Source organism: Bacillus sp. AFS098217 (assembly GCF_002551815.1).
Taxonomy (GTDB): Bacteria; Bacillota; Bacilli; order Bacillales; family Bacillaceae_G; genus Bacillus_A.
Window position 1 is genome coordinate 18,690 of sequence record NZ_NVPR01000024.1, and the last position, 16,369, is coordinate 35,058.

Sequence of the window (16,369 nt, forward strand, 5' to 3'; positions counted from 1 at the left end):
TGTAGAAACAAAGATATTTAATGAAAAGGTTTAAGCAACATGTTTCATCAATAGAATATCATTGAAAATAAAACATAGAACCTTCGATCTATCTTTGGATTGAAGGTTCTTTTTTCAAAATGGATTCCTTTTATTCATAGTAAGATGCTGGTTTGTGAGGTGTTTTTGATCAAACTTTGTGGTATCAATCTTGCGTTTTTGAAGAGACGAGAGAAGAAGCCTTTGAATCGTATCGGTAACTAACAAATGTCAGAAGTAGAGCAAATTGATTCATGAAGAGGGGCTATGAAGTTGAAAAAACGCATGTATTAGGAATGCTGACACTTATCCCGCATTAACGGGCAGTAAGACCCCCACCTCAAGACCTGGAGAGAAGCGAAGAAGATAGGTGGGAGATGAAGAAAACCCCCACTGATGGAAGTTTCACTTTATCCGCATGTTGGGAGGTGTCTCGTTCGTAGACAAAGTAACTCCCTTTGTACTTGGAATGCCGTTTGTTCAGAAAGCAGAGACAAAAATAACGATTTAAGGGGGATTTGAAATGGCAGATCGTGTATTTTTAAACGGTGAAGTAATTACAGTCGATGAGAAAAACAGAATTTTAGAAGCGGTTGCGGTCAAGGGGAACCGAATTATTGCAGTTGGTACAAACGAGGAAATAAAGAATTACATTCATGATAATACTCATGTAATAAACCTGGAAGGAAAGAGCTTACTGCCTGGCTTCATTGATTCTCATTTACATATGGCGGTTATTGGAACGAATAAGCTTGGTATTGATTTTAAAGAGATGCATTTGAAATCCTTATGTGATCTTCTGGCAGCAGGGAAGGCATCGGCGGATCGGACGCCTAAAGGGGAGTGGATCCGGTCATGGGGATTTAACGAGAATACAATTGAAGAAAAGCGTTTTCCAACGAGATGGGAGCTTGACGAGATTTCCAGGGAGCATCCAATTATCATTGGACGTACTTGCGGTCACATTTCTGTAGTAAACAGCAAAGCACTTGAATTGGCTGGTTTGTCTAAAAATACTCCCGATCCGGAGGGAGGAATCATCGGACGGGATGAAAACGGTGATCTTAATGGACTGTTGTACGAAACCGCTCATATGAGTATGTTTGCACTTGCGCAATTTTCCGAAGAGGAACTGATTAAAGGGCTTGCTCTAGCTAGCAATGAGTTTGTTAAATTAGGAATAACGAGTATTCATGATGCCGGCTCATACGGTGCTTCCGTTTTTAGAGCAATGCAGAAAGCGGTTTCTTCCGGGGCTGTGAAGACACGGATTTATGCCATGATCTGTGAACTGAACCAACCTGAAAATTACATTAAGAAAATGATAGATGCCGGTATGTTGTCAGGGGTGGGTAACGAGTGGTTTCGAATCGGTCCTGCAAAGGTATTTACGGACGGTGCCAGCACAGGTCCAACAATTGCAACAAGGGAACCATACACAAGTAATCCAAATGATTGCGGAATTCTCTATTATAGTCAGGAACAATTGGATGAGATATTGGGAGAAGCGCACGAAAAAGGGTTTCAAATTACGGCACATGCACAGGGAGATCGAGCGATTGATATGTTGCTTACTTGCATGGAACGTGCGCTGGAAAAACATCCGCGGTCAAATCACCGGCATCGGATTGAACATGCGGGGTTGACAATGCCGGATTTACTTATCCGCATGAAAAAACTTGGAGTGGTTCCTATTCCTAATCCTGGGTTCTTCTATGAATTTGGGGAAGGGTATATAAAAGACTATGGTGAGCGGGTAAATCATATGTATCCCCTTCGCGATTATATTGATGCTGGTATCATTGCTGCAGCTGCTTCCGATAGTCCAGTTATCATGCCAAATCCACTTCTTGGTATTCATGTTGCTGTTAACCGCTTGAGTGCATCGGGACAGGAAGTCGGAGCCAATCAGCGTGTTAGCGTTTTGGAAGCAATCAAACTATTTACCTGGAACGGCGCGTACGCAAGTTTTGAAGAAACGATGAAAGGCAGCATCGAAGTGGGGAAACTTGCAGACTTGGTTGTTTTGGATAAACCGATTCTAAACGTTCCTCACGAACAGATTAAGGACATACAGGTTGAACTGACCATGCTAGACGGTGAAATTGTATTCCAGCATTCAACTTCCTTAATCGGATAGTGCATAATTTTATCATGAAAGAAAAGAGGCTGCTCTTAGGAGCAGCCTCTTTAATCGAACGTAACTCCGAATATATCGACTCTTCGACAATGTGCGACCAAACACATACTAATCTTAGTATGTGTTTGGTATTTAAGTAACTGAGAGGAGGTTAGCTTCGGATTATTTCCGTATTCAGAGCAGATAAATCATGAAGTATACCTTTTTAAAATAATGAAAGTTTTCGCGGTATTGACGTAAAGTACCAGGCGTTCTTTCTTTCGTTTCTTTTACATGAGTGAACGTTGTAAATAGGATGTGTAATATGTATTGTTCAGTCTTGCTTATGGTTTTTTGTTTCGAAAATTAAAATTTTTTGAAAAATAAAGCGAATAATATTGTGATATATGAAAATAATCCGTTATAATACTACTTATTAGAAAGATAGTTATCTTGATGGAGTGAAATGTGATGAAAATGGGATTTCTATTAGATAAATCTTTGGAGAAATTCTGAAAGAGCACAGAAGGAGAAGATTAAAAGCCAAGCTGGATTGGTACATATTTAATAAAAATCATTTATTATTCAATCGAAGCGATCTGAAATAGGCTTAATTTTATCCCGCATTAACGGGTAGTAATACTCCCACCTTAAAATTCAGTGAAAGCATTGTCCAGCTCTAGCGGCTAGAATCTCCGGTCGTTTCGCCCCCTCGGACGAGGCAAAAAGTGCCTCTCTGTCGGAGGCTCCAACGTCCTGCGATTCTGAGCGAGCCGCTTCCGCTTTTCTAAAGAAGTTAGGTGGGAGATAAACTGCCCGTAAAAGCCCGATTGGTTCAACTAATAATCAGTGGGNNGGGGATGAAGAAAACCCCACTGATTAAAGTTTCACTTTATCATAGGGTTGTGAGAAATGAATAGCTCCATAGTAGCAATGTTGCAATTTTATCTGAAACTAAAGGGGGAATATCTATGAACAGTATACTGAAAAAGTGGAATCAAGTGAGTCTTGTAAAACAAATTATTGTAGGTTTGATTATTGGTATTATTCTATCTTTGACAATCCCAGCAGCAGCAAAACCTGTTGTAATTTTAGGTACTTTATTTGTAGGTGCTTTGAAAGCAATTGCGCCTGTGTTGGTACTTTTCTTAGTTATGTCGGCCATTGCTCAACACAAGAGTGGTCAACGAACGAATATGAAATCCATTATCTTCCTATACCTTTTAGGAACCTTTTTAGCTGGATTAGCTGCCGTTGTTGTAAGTTTTATTTTTCCTGTAAGTTTAACACTTGCAAAGGGTGCTGAAGGTGTGACTGCTCCTGGCGGTGTTGTGGAGGTTCTCAAATCATTACTGCTGAACATTGTTGATAACCCAGTTAAAGCGATTTATAATGCGAACTATATCGGTATTTTAGCTTGGGCGGTACTCATTGGTTTGGCTTTACGAAATGCCTCTGATACGACAAAAACAATGATTTCTGACTTTTCAGATGTTGTATCTAAAATAGTTACATGGATTATTAAGTTTGCACCATTAGGAATCATGGGTCTAGTAATTGAGTCTATTACTACAAATGGAATCGGGGCACTACTAAGCTATGGAAAATTACTTGCAATTTTGCTTGGTTGTATGGTCTTTGTGGCGCTAGTTGTCAATCCAATCATTGTGTTCGCATTTATACGTCAAAATCCGTTCCCACTTGTGTTTAAGTGCTTAAAGGAAAGTGGTATTACAGCATTCTTTACACGTAGCTCAGCTGCGAATATTCCTGTAAATATGAGATTATGTGAAAATCTAGGTTTAAATAAGGATAGTTATTCAGTATCTATTCCATTAGGTGCAACCATCAATATGGGTGGTGCCGCTGTTACTATTTCTGTTTTGACACTTGCAGCGGTTCATACACTTGGTATTCAAGTAGACTTCCCTACAGCAATCATCCTCAGCGTATTGTCAGCTATATGCGCTTGTGGTGCTTCAGGGGTTGCTGGTGGATCTTTATTACTGATTCCTCTAGCATGTAGTTTATTTGGAATCTCATCTGATGTTGCTATGCAGGTAGTTGGAGTAGGCTTTATCATAGGTGTTGTACAAGACTCTTGTGAAACGGCACTTAACTCATCCACAGACGTACTTTTCACAGCAACAGCTGAATTTAAAGAGTGGCGTAAAAAAGGGAAAAAAATAAATATCGACAAAGCATCATAAAGAAGAAATCTAGTTTTAGTGCAAATATGATTTTTTAGAAGCATAGAACGCCAATAACATGTTCGGCTATGGATTAGTAATGTTTGAAGTGTATGTATTACAACTAAATATATAGTTCATAAATAAAAGACAGTGAGCAACAAGCTCCTGTCTTTTATGTTGGAAATTCGAGCCGTAGTTAAAGAAACCTTTATTCATAGCTATAAAAGCAGAACTTCCTTGAGCATGCTATGGATTAGGACTAATCAGTAAAAATATAGCTTTTAAAACTAAATTGATGAGATTTTTACACGGTAATATGATCAAAGAGTTAGGTGTTTAATCAGAAGGAGATTGAATATAACTAAGATATTGTTAGTTTGTGATACCGGGATGGGGATCCGTATCATAAGTAAATGAGGTTTTAGCGAAAAAACAACAGCACCCTCTAATTTGCTGGAGAGGTGCTGTTTTGTTATTTGAATGGCTTACGTTAATATACTCCTTTAATTCGAATGGTGGCAGCACCTTTTATTAGAATTGTCCCCTTGGTTTAACAAATGCTTTTTTGTAAATAATATGTTTGTTAAACAATTAATTAAGGGGGACTTGTATGCCACAGGATCGAAAAGCAGAAGTTCAAAACGATGCATACGAAGGAAAAGAGATCATGTCAGATAATCCACAATATCTACCGCGTCACGTGCAAATGGAGCTGCCTCACGAATTTTCTGTAAATCCTCTGTTTACCCGCGAAGGAGAATCAGTCGTTCCGCGCTTTCACATGCCTGATAAAGGCATGTTACCAGAAACAGCGTATCAAATCGTCCATGATGAAATTGCTCTTGATGGCAATGCCCGCTTGAATCTTGCAACATTCGTTAGCACATGGATGGAGCCTGCCGCAGAGCACTTATATGCCAAATCATTCGACAAGAACATGATTGACAAGGATGAATATCCACAGACAGCTGAAATTGAGGAGCGGTGTGTCCGCATTTTAGCCAACCTCTGGCATTCGCCCACCCCTATTACGACTATGGGCGTTTCAACAACTGGATCGTCGGAAGCATGTATGCTCGGGGGGCTTGCGTTAAAGAGACGCTGGCAAAACGCACGCAAAAGCGAAGGGAAGCCGGTGGATCGGCCCAATATTGTGTTTAGTTCTGCTGTTCAAGTCGTTTGGGAAAAATTCGCGAACTATTGGGAGGTTGAACCACGCTATGTGAAGGTTAGCCCAGAGCATCCCAAATTGGATCCACAGGGGGTCCTCGCTGCCGTGGATGAAAATACGATTGGTGTGGTACCGATTCTCGGTGAGACTTATACCGGGCTTTACGAACCGGTTGCCGCCATTGCGAAAGCGTTGGACGATTTACAGGAGAGGACGGGCCTCGACATTCCCATGCATGTGGATGCGGCTTCGGGGGGATTTATAGCACCGTTTCTTCAACCAGATTTAGTCTGGGATTTTCAATTACCGAGGGTGAAGTCCATCAATGTATCCGGACATAAATATGGATTAGTCTACCCTGGGTTGGGTTGGATAATTTGGCGGGAAGCTGAAGATCTCCCTGAGGATCTAATCTTCCGCGTCTCCTATTTGGGCGGGAACATGCCGACTTTTGCCCTGAATTTCTCTCGTCCTGGCGCACAAGTGCTCCTGCAATATTACAATTACCTGCGTTTGGGGAAAAGTGGGTACTATGATGTCCAAAGGGCTTCTCAGAAAGTCGCTCTTTTTCTTAGCAAGGCGATTCAGAAGATGGAACCGTTCGAACTTTTGTCTGATGGTTCGGATATTCCGGTTTTCGCTTGGCGACTGAAAGATGGTTACACATTAAACTGGAATCTTTATGATTTATCTCGACAATTGCGTGTGTTCGGCTGGCAAGTACCCGCCTATCCATTGCCTCCAGATATGGAAGCGGTGACGATTATGCGCGTTGTGGTTCGAAATGGATTTTCCATGGATCTCGCGCATTTATTTTTGATGAACCTCAAACAGGCCGTTGCCTTTCTGGATTCCCTGGACGGGCCTATGCCACATGATACGAAATGTGATAATAGGTTTCATCACTAAGTGGAGACAGATCCCATAGTCATTAAGTTGAGCTAACCACCGGTGAAATTAACTATCTTAGATGAATCCATCCATTAAGAAATTTATTGGATGGACTTTTTATCGGAAAATTGGCAAGAAAACTCCATCTTCAAAACGTGTAGGGCATAGCCCAGTTTAAGGTGGAGATGAATTGCCATCGCATTTGTAAAAATATTTTCGTAGTATGACGAATGTATGTTCTTTCCAAGTGTTTTGTAGTATCATGAAGGGGAGAAGGAGGTGAACATGATGACAAAAGAAAAAGAATATGCAACCTATCAAATTTGGATTAAGAAAGGTCATAAGTTATACTCTTACTTCTTAGAAATGTGTCAAAACGCAAAAAATCTCTACAATACAACAAACTTCTATATTCGCCAAGTGTATACGGCCTTACGTACGGATCAACCATTACAGCCACTTCAACAAGAAGTTCTTCATACATTACAAGCACATATTGAAATCATGAATGAAAATCAACTGCATGCATACCAAAAACGCGTGCAAAAACAAAAAGAAAAACCTGCGAAAAAACAAAATGAAATAAGATATAACTCGTTTACATTACCGACAAAAGAAAACTCGTTTCTATCCTATAACTTTCTAGATTGTTTGTTTAAAACAATGAAACAACAAGATTATATGAATTTGCCAGCACAAACGAATCAAGCGGTTATGAAGAAGTTATATCAAAACTGGAAATCATTCTTTGCATCCATCAAGGCATACAAGAAACAGCCTTCCACTTTTACGGGTAGACCTCGCATTCCAAAATATATCAAATCATCTATGAAAGAAATTGTTTTCACCAATCAAGTATGCAAACTCCAAGACAAATATATTCGCTTTCCAAAAACAAGCATGAAATTAAATATCGGTAAATTGTTTGGGCGTATCGAAAATCTCAAGGAGGTACGCGTTTCTCCTGCTTATGGGAAATTTAAGGTGGAAATTGTGGCAGAACAACCCGAGTCAGCATCTGAGCATGTGGACAACAACCGCTATATGAGTATTGATTTAGGAATCGATAACATTGCAACTATCACAACGAATACAGGGGCTACTCCTGTGTTAGTAAAGGGCAATGTCATCAAAAGCATTAATCAATACTACAACAAGCAAAAGGCTCATTTACTGGGTATTCTTCGTCATGGAAAAGAAACAAAAGAAGGACCACACACATCAAAGCGTTTAGAGAAGCTTCATGAGAAACGGTTTCTCAAAATCAAAGACATTTTCCACAAAATCAGTTATCACATTGTCGATTTTGCAGTTCAGCATGAGATCTCTATGATTGTGATAGGGAAAAATATATCATGGAAACAAAACAGTGATATGGGGAAACGACAAAATCAATCCTTTTGCCATATCCCATATAATCTACTCATTGAAATGATCACATATAAGGCGCATCGACAGGGTATTAATGTACAAGTCGTGGAAGAATCGTATAACAAGCAAAGCATCCTTTCTAGACAATGATGCAATCCCAACTTACGGTGAGGAAGATATTCCTGAGTTCAGTGGAAAACGTATCAAACGTGGCTTGTATCGCACAAAAGAGAACAAATTACTAAATGCAGATGTGAATGGTTCCTATAATATCTTAAAAAAAGCAGTTCCAAAGGCGTTTTCCGATGGAATAGAGGGGTTGTGCCATCAGGCAGCAGTGTCAACTCCACTCGTGTTAAGCATCTTTTGAAGGTGATACACGAGAAACCCCCACTTCAAGATCCGAAGGAGATAAGTGGTGGGAGTTTTCATGGAGATTAAGTCGACCAATAAGGATATGCTTTATACAGAAGAAAAGTTTATATCTCTTATCGGTTTGGGGAACAGGTTAAACACCCGATCTGATAAATAGACGGAGAGATTCCGCCTATTGACTCGAAAAATATGAAAATGGGTAATTTTGCTTTGCATAATCGGAAAACCTCCCCTTATAAACTCCGGAACGAGCTCTATTCTGCATCTAACCGAAAAATCTGCGCTTATTTTACTATCGCTGGTTACTCAATTAAGGACAAGAATTCATATTTAAAGGAAGTGAGAGGGGGGAGGGCGATCCAAGAGAACCTCATTTAGATACGTCACGGTGAACCGTACCATAAGTAAATGCGGTTGCGTCCTGGTATGCGTTTTTTAGTAATGAAAAAGAGATCTAGGATTTATGTAGGAAAGGATGCATTAAATAAAGTAAAATTTCCATTAGTGGGGGGTTCATCCCCACTGATGGTTAGTTGAACCAATCGGGCTTTTACGTGCAGTTATCCCTCACCTATCTTCTTCGCTTCTCTCTGCATCTTACTGCACGTTAATACGGAATAAAATTGATGGTAAATTAATAGGCTTGTCCAAAATGAACAAGCCTGCTTTATAATAATCCAGTATTACCTAATGCTCTATGATGATCTTAAGTATTAGGAAAAACGAAAATATGCCGCGCTTGAATATCCGAAGATTTGTGCGGCATATAAGATCGATTTCGCTTTGTATAGTCTTAAATAAACTAAATAAAAACTGCTGCTTTCTTTTTATGTTCCAAATTTCGATAAACAAGTGCAAGTAGCATCGACGGTATGGTACAAACAATCATCCCGATAAAGGCGTATCTTGGCTCGATTTCGTATAAATAACCGCCGAACATCGTGAACACCGCAGTACTCCAGCTAAGTGCCAGTGCTGAATACATGCCTTGTGCTTTTGGAATCTGCGCATGTGGAATATTTTTGATTAAATATTTCATAAAGGCATAATGCCCCATTGCAAATGAGCATGCATGCAATGTTTGCGCGATACAGAAAACAATAACATTTGGAAAGGCAAATACTAATATCCAACGGACGGATGAACCAAGTGCCGCTAGTGTCAGTAAGGAGCCTACTGAAAATTTACGAAAGCTCTGATCTGCGATTGAGAAGAAAATGATTTCTGCGATCACGGCAATGTTAATAATTACCCCAATTAAATATTTGGGTGCGTGAATATCTTGTAAAAAAATATAGCCATAGCTGTAATAAGAAGCGTGTGCCGCTTGCAGTAAAATCACAATGACGAGCACCAAACCAAAGTGTTTGATACGAAATAATTCCAGCATACCGCCTTTTTTTGTTTGATCCGCTTGCGGTTTTTTAGATAAAACAACGGGTGCACGCATAAAACCAAGACACACGAATACCAATGTGCCGAGTAACAGTGCCCATAAAATCACTTCATCCCCAAACGCCCCTGTAAAGATGGTTAAGATCATACCTGCCACGACAAACCCAATGGATCCCCACGAGCGGCTCTTCCCATAATGTCTTAATTGATTACTCTGCGCAAGTACGCCAGCTGCGCTATCTAAAGCAGGCATCAGTGCTGGGTAAATAAAATTCAAAAGTAACGTTACCACAAGTAAGCTAACAAAGGAACTCGCTGGAATACAACACAGAATAGCAATTAGTGTGCCGATTGCCATTCCATTTAATAAGGTTTTACTACTAAATTTCCTCGATAAATAAGGAAACGCAATTAATGTAGAAAGGCCTCTTGCAACCAAACCTAAGCTCATAATCAAACTAGCTTGTGAAAGCGTAAGCCCTTTTGTATGAATCATCCATCCTGTCCAATAGGGTAGAAAAATGCCCCATGTCATATAAAAACTAAAAAACTGTCTACTCATCCAGCGTTGTGTGTTCATTCTGTATCCCCCTCATTGTTTGCATGATAACATGGAGATACGTACAATAATATGAGATATCTCACATTTTTGAGGTGGATTATGGAAATTTATAAAAATGAGAAAAGGAAAAGATATTTGAATGAGTACTCCATTGCGCATTTATTTTCTTTTCCGATTGAAGAGTTTATAGAAGTGCATGAATATAAACGCGATGAATGGATTATTCAAGAAGGCATGAGACCGGATTTCTTATTTTATGTCATTGAAGGAAAAGCAAAAATTTATGTAACGCATCAAAATGGGAAAGTTTCCTTAATTAATTTTATCAATGCGAATGAGTATATTGGGGAAATGGAATTATTAAATGAGGTGTACTATACAAAAGGGATCCAAACCTCCACTAAGACCATTTGCTTTGCGCTTCCTTTTCATCGCTGTCGCGCACAATTGATGGAAGATGCAAAATTCCTACGTGAATTAACCAAGTTTTTAAGTATAAAAGCAACACAAATGGCTGCAAAATATTCGTATAGTCTCGCCTTCCCGCTTGAAAACCGGCTTGCGGATTTTATTTTGCAAACCTCGGATGAAGAGGTCTATAAGGAGAAACACGTAACTGTTTGTGATTTTTTAGGCGTCTCCTATCGGCATTTATTGCATGTGCTTGCACAATTTTGCGACAAAGGGTATTTGCAAAAGGAAGGACGTCACTATCGCATTCAGCAGCATAACCAGCTATATGAACTTGCTGAGATGTTGAGGAATAACTAACTGCGATTCAGAAATAGTGGTATACCAAAATAGAAGAATAGACGTTTACTCCGATAAAAACCTTAATTTAATGAACCTCACTTAGATTAATCACGGTGAACCGTATCATAAATAAGGTTTAACGAGGATATATTTAAAAGTCCACGATGATTATAAGAATAAAAAAGGATAGTCGAAGGAATCGGCGTGTGAAAACAGCTTCTTTTTTTAGTAGGTACTCATTATAAAATCATCCCCTTAATAAATTACTTAATATATACGAGATCCATTGTTTACAAACCTTGTACTATGAAAGGATAGGTGGTAATGGGGATGAGGACAAGGCTTGAAAGTTCCGGCGGAAAATCTGCTCTCAATGTAATATATATTGTTTTAGATGATGTAGGTTATTCGGCTTTAGGTTGCTTTGGTTCAGAGATTGAAACGCCTAATATTGATTCGTTAGCGGAAAACGGTCTGCGGTACAATCACTTTAATGTAACTCCTTTATGTTCTCCTACTCGCGCTTGTCTTTTAACAGGCCGTAACTGCCATTCTGTGGGAGTGGGGTTCATAACTGAAATAGACTTGGGACCTCAATACCCGAATAAACGAGGGAGAATTTCAGATGCTGCTGCCACTTTGGCTGAAATTTTGAAGTCGAATGGGATGGCTACATATATGGTTGGAAAGTGGCATCTCGTTCCTGGTCATGAGGCAGCAAGAATTTGTTGTTTTTTGAGGATTAATTTCATTTTTTATGGGAGAATATGTTAGTAGGTATACGATTTAAACGCTCTATTTTTTAGAGTATGAAAGGAGATGTATGAATATGGCAGGAATTGAAGTAGGCGAAATTTTTACCATTAACGATGAGAACGATCAGGAGCAGGAAGTTGAAGTGCTGGGAACGATGAATGTCGAAGGAGCAGAATACATTGCTGTTGGCTTTGTAGAGGACCTTCAAAAGGAAACAGATGAAGACATTGACATTTTCTTTTTAAGAGTAGAAGAAGATGATGAATTGTCATACATTGAGAGTGACAAGGAGTTTGAAAAAGTGTCTGCTGCGTTTGAGAAAATGATGGATGAGCAAGATTAATATTGATTAGACAGAAGAGGGGGATAAATATATGCCCTCTCTTTTTGTATATAGGGTTGGAAAACATTTCTAATGATTGATTGTAAATAAAGGGGAAGTAATATTGATGGTTATTAAATATCTCATTGAATTCTTTTGCATAGTTTGAATCAGCAACCATGTTGGCTAAATTAACGAGTAAATCATCGTATGAAAATAGCTTCCAATGCTATTTTACCGTATTTTATGATCCAGACTAGGTTTGAACTAGCGACTTTCACCATTTATAGTCCTTCCACAAAAAATCCCCTTCAAAGTAGACCTTTTTTAGTGACTATTTTGAAGGGGATATATCATTGTTGATTGAAATATGTAGTTTTAATATTTTTTTCATTCAAAAACTTTTCGATTTCTTTTTGCTTCCTTCCATTAACTTTAGTGAAATGCTTTGAAAAAGAAAAATCTGTTTTTAACAAGTTACCATTTTCCGTGAGTTTATCTATTTCCTGTTCTAGTTCTAATAAAAGTGCCGTAGTAGATGAAATATATTCATAGATTTCCTTTGAAGGTTTTTTATAATCCTCAGGTATATTATTATTACTAATAAAATCATGGAAATTCATATCATTTTGTTTCGCTAAATCTATTAGTTTTTGTAATTTTTCTCGATCGGATTCAGTAAAATTCTCATCAGAAGTTGTTGAAGAAAGCGGAACGATGTTTTCAGATAACTCCCCACTATAATCTAAATAATTTTTTATACTTTGTTTCATTTCATTTTCATTAATATTTTCATTCTTTTTTTGAGAGATAAATACATTTTCTGGAATTTTAATAGTAACAACTTTAATAGATTGTACATCGTTTGCTTCATTAGATTGTGTATTGTGTGAGCAAGCAGATATAAATACAATAGTGAGCGACATGAATAGATATAAAGTATATTTTTTCATTTTAATCTCCTTTTAAAATGGCTAAATTCCATTTTAAATACTTTACTAAAAGTGAGTATAAATGTTTTAGTGCCTGGTAAGATATTACAGCAATTGCTAAACCAACGAGAGAAGCTACACATACACTATAAACATCTGAAAAATGGATTTGATGAAATCCTTTGATAAATCCTACTACTATTAATAGGATAGGTGAAATTAATAGTAATGGAGTAGCAATTATGAGCGTTAGGAGAATTGGTAATAACAAGAGTAACAAGAAGAAGGCAATAATGATAAATATAAAGTTCACAAAACTTAAGCTCATAACAGAAAATATTGCTATTATAATATTTTTGAGGCTTCGTTTATTATCAGCATTGCTTATAGCATATGTAACATTAAGTTCTTTAGCGATAGTTTTAGGGTTTCCTAGATTTTTAGAAATTTCTTCTTCAGATTTCCCATCCTGTTTACCACTGATAAAATGAGTTTCATATTCTGAGATAATATCTTTTTTTTCTGAATTCGGTATATTTTCTAAGGAAGAGCTAAGTTGTTTTAAAAATTCATTTTTGTTCATTAAAATCACTTTCCTTTATGAAATGATTAATCATATCTGAGAATTCTATCCGTTCATTTAGTAAACAGTGCAACCTTTCTCCTCCTTTTTCGGTTATAGAATAATATTTTCTCACAGGATATTTGGGATATTATTGAAAATAAGTTAAAAGACAGCCATTATTAACGAATCTTCTTAGTAGAGGATGGAGAGAACCTTCAGATCTTTCTATCTTAATTAGAAATACGTTTAGCCAATGAATAACCATATTGATCACTCTCAATTAGTATTGCTAAAGCTATTAGTTCACACGCCTTTTTTAAATTGTATGTTCATAGGACCTCTCATCACCTTTAATATAATAATTCCACTTAATGGATATCAAATTATTTTAAAATATACCATTAACTGGTAAATATTGCAAGGTACTATGATGTTATTGATACCACGAATTGATGAGTGCTATAACCATCTTAAAGAAGGAATAAAATGAATTTATATTAAGATATAATAATATTTTAATATGTATTATATAAATTTATAGTTAAATGGGTTAGGAATCCATAAAGAAACCCCCTTGCAGCGCAAGGGGTTTCTCATATGATCCCGACTGGCCTCGAACCAGCGACCTCCACCCTGTCAAGGTGGCGCTCTCCCTGCTGAGCTACGGGATCATGATATGTAAAAGAATGTATATTTAATTTTAAAGGAGTAGAAGGATAAAATCAATAGAAAAGTATAAAATTTCAGAACATTTAGTTTTTGTTATTTAATAGCAGATACTTTTTACAATCCTATGGAAATAAGGTATAACAGAACTAGAAAATAGTTTTATCAAATATTCGTGAGTAAAAGGAGTACATATATAATGGTAAGAAAATCTTTCAAAATGCGTGTCCCTAGAAATAGAACGATTTCAATTCGTGGTGCGATTCTTGATGTGGATGTGTCACATGACGAGTTTTTGGAGGAGTTAATTGAATGGATAGATTCTAAAGGGTGGTCATTTATGGGGATGACAGATGAGATTACAGAAGAGGAAGCTGGGAATCATTTAATAGATTTATTGCGTGATGAGAAGGATAAGAAAGAGTGAGTCCTTCTTATTTTTATGCGTATGATGATTTCCTTTATCCTGCTATTTGCGGGCAGTAAGACTCCGCCTCAAAACTCAGCGAAAGAAAAGAAGTAACTGCTCGTAAAAACCTAATTTGTGAGGCATTCCATCAGTGGGGGGGAAGAAAATACCATTGATGGAGGTTTCACTTTATTGTAAAAGTGTGATATAGTGAAAAATGGTGATTGTTTTTCCATTTAAGTCCCAATCAAATGTTAGGGTGTTCGAATTCATATATATGTTGTAAAAGAAAAGTGAAAAGGGAGAGTCATATGGTAAATTGTAAGAAAATTATGGTTTTTATGCTGGCGGTTTGTTTGTTTTTTTTAACACCTATGACGTTGTATGCTGAAACTGGTACTGAAACGGCGCCGACGCCAACACCAGCACCAGCACCTGGACCAGGGCCAAATGTGTTTGGACAGTTCGCGGTTTCGATTGATGCAAAAACAGGGGATGTATTGTACGACAAAAATGCACATCAGCATGCATTTCCGGCTAGTATGACAAAAGTTTTGACGGCGATTTTGTTAATGGAACATGCGAAGCCTGACGAGCAATTTTCGTTCTCGCAATTGGCGTTAGACCAGGAAAAGAGTAATTATCAGCTTGAATTTCAAGTTGGGGAGACGGTGAATCGTGATACAGCACTAATGATTTTAATGGTACTAAGTGCGAATGATGTCGCATATGCGATTGGTGAGCACATTGGAGGAAATATAGAAAACTTTGCAAAGATGATGAATGAGAAAGCAAAGCAGTTAGGGGCAACAGATAGTCACTTTGTAACTCCAAATGGTTTGCATGATCCGAATCATTATACAACGGCATATGATATGGCAATGATTACGAGAGGGGTTCAACAATACCCTGAAATTTTGCAAGCAATGAATACAAAGCGAACAACGGTTACAACATCTAGACAAACAGTTTCTATTTTTAATAAAGCGACTTATTTTGAAAATCCATATTGTATTGGTGGGAAAACAGGTTTTACAAATGAAGCACGGAATACGCTTGTATTATTAAATGAGAAAGATGGCAATCGAATTATAAATGTAGTAATGGCCTCACGAAAGCCGGAAATTTATGAAGATATGCGGCAGATGACTGATTATTCTTTTTCACAATTTACGAAACAAACGGTATTAGATAAGAATAATTGGCATGAAAGAACGACATATTTAGACAAAGATATAGATTGCGAACTGGAACGAAGTGCAGAGCTTATGTTAAAGAAGGATGAAGGAAAGAATGTGAAAACAGTTTTTCGGTCAGCTCCTGCTGATAAAGAAGTATTGTATCACAAGGGGATTCATCGCGGTGAAGTAGTCGGAACAGTTGATGTTACAAAGAATAATCAAACAATTGCAAGTATTAATGTTCTTGCAAAAGAAGATGTTGCGTTCGCAATGCCGAAAGAGACTATAAAGCCAGCCGGACCAACATACTCCTTTAAAATGATAGCGGGAATTGGAGCCGGAATCATTGTTCTTATATTGTTTGGTATATATATGATAAGAAAGGCTAAAAAGAATGCGGTTTCAGAAGAAAAATAGGCAACGATGATTGCCTATTTTTTTATTGCGTTTTTAAATTGTTCATTATAGTATTATTTTAAGTTCTTTTTTGAGAACGTTGTGAAGTATTCTATTTTACATGCATATATATCATAAATATATAAATCCATTTTAATTTTTCAACATCTAAATCTCTGCTGTGCAGAATACAAAGTAACCTACACTCGTTTGCTCNNCTGACCGCTTCTATGCATGGTCAGATGCTCTCTCCCACTTAAAAAGAGGGGTTTTATGTCAGTTTTTTAATTGCTAT

11 protein-coding genes, 1 tRNA gene and 1 pseudogene are annotated in these 16,369 nt (G+C 37.6%); 9 read left to right on the top strand and 4 right to left on the bottom strand.

Features of this window, described 5'->3' with window-relative positions; translation table 11 throughout:
• Positions 1-541: 541 nt before the first annotated feature.
• From COO03_RS06225 to COO03_RS06240, 4 genes and pseudogenes are all read left to right on the top strand, one after another.
• Complete coding sequence (locus COO03_RS06225) at positions 542-2,158, top strand: amidohydrolase (protein ID WP_097896020.1); 1,617 nt, start codon at positions 542-544, stop codon at positions 2,156-2,158.
• Positions 2,159-3,108: 950 nt separating this feature from the next.
• On the top strand, positions 3,109-4,347 hold the full coding sequence (gene sstT / locus COO03_RS06230; RefSeq protein WP_097896022.1) for a serine/threonine transporter SstT: 1,239 nt from the start codon (positions 3,109-3,111) through the stop codon (positions 4,345-4,347).
• A 592-nt stretch (positions 4,348-4,939) separates the two neighbouring features.
• Complete coding sequence (locus tag COO03_RS06235) at positions 4,940-6,409, top strand: glutamate decarboxylase (RefSeq protein ID WP_097896024.1); 1,470 nt, start codon at positions 4,940-4,942, stop codon at positions 6,407-6,409.
• 270 nt (positions 6,410-6,679) lie between these two features.
• Positions 6,680-8,132, top strand: a pseudogene (locus COO03_RS06240) (RNA-guided endonuclease InsQ/TnpB family protein).
• 807 nt (positions 8,133-8,939) lie between these two features.
• Here the strand turns inward: COO03_RS06240 and COO03_RS06245 are convergent.
• Complete coding sequence (locus COO03_RS06245; protein WP_097896025.1) at positions 8,940-10,112, bottom strand: MFS transporter; 1,173 nt, start codon at positions 10,110-10,112, stop codon at positions 8,940-8,942.
• An 81-nt stretch (positions 10,113-10,193) separates the two neighbouring features.
• Here COO03_RS06245 and yeiL point away from each other — a divergent pair, with 81 nt between their 5' ends.
• The 3 genes from yeiL to COO03_RS06260 all read left to right on the top strand — a co-directional run bounded on the left by yeiL (position 10,194) and on the right by COO03_RS06260 (position 11,946).
• Entirely contained in the window at positions 10,194-10,865 is a 672-nt protein-coding gene (gene yeiL, locus COO03_RS06250; protein WP_097896027.1) for a transcriptional regulator YeiL, read from the top strand.
• 312 nt (positions 10,866-11,177) lie between these two features.
• Positions 11,178-11,621, top strand: a complete 444-nt coding sequence (locus tag COO03_RS06255; RefSeq protein WP_230322423.1) for a sulfatase-like hydrolase/transferase — start codon at positions 11,178-11,180, stop codon at positions 11,619-11,621.
• A 55-nt stretch (positions 11,622-11,676) separates the two neighbouring features.
• A complete protein-coding gene (locus COO03_RS06260; RefSeq protein WP_097896028.1) occupies positions 11,677-11,946 on the top strand; it encodes a DUF1292 domain-containing protein in 270 nt (89 codons plus the stop codon).
• Positions 11,947-12,278: 332 nt separating this feature from the next.
• Here the strand turns inward: COO03_RS06260 and COO03_RS06265 are convergent, their stop codons facing one another.
• The 3 genes from COO03_RS06265 to COO03_RS06280 all read right to left on the bottom strand — a co-directional run bounded on the left by COO03_RS06265 (position 12,279) and on the right by COO03_RS06280 (position 14,093).
• Entirely contained in the window at positions 12,279-12,878 is a 600-nt protein-coding gene (locus tag COO03_RS06265) for an NDxxF motif lipoprotein (RefSeq protein WP_097896030.1), read from the bottom strand.
• 1 nt (position 12,879) lies between these two features.
• Positions 12,880-13,440, bottom strand: a complete 561-nt coding sequence (locus COO03_RS06270) for an HAAS signaling domain-containing protein (RefSeq protein WP_097896031.1) — start codon at positions 13,438-13,440, stop codon at positions 12,880-12,882.
• Positions 13,441-14,020: 580 nt separating this feature from the next.
• Positions 14,021-14,093, bottom strand: a tRNA-Val gene (locus tag COO03_RS06280).
• 194 nt (positions 14,094-14,287) lie between these two features.
• Here COO03_RS06280 and COO03_RS06285 point away from each other — a divergent pair.
• Both COO03_RS06285 and COO03_RS06290 read left to right on the top strand, forming a co-directional pair.
• A complete protein-coding gene (locus COO03_RS06285) occupies positions 14,288-14,515 on the top strand; it encodes a hypothetical protein (protein WP_097896033.1) in 228 nt (75 codons plus the stop codon).
• A gap of 293 nt (positions 14,516-14,808) precedes the next feature.
• Positions 14,809-16,095: a D-alanyl-D-alanine carboxypeptidase family protein gene (locus COO03_RS06290; protein ID WP_142316240.1), complete on the top strand. Its 1,287-nt coding sequence runs from the start codon at positions 14,809-14,811 to the stop codon at positions 16,093-16,095.
• Positions 16,096-16,369 lie beyond the last annotated feature (274 nt).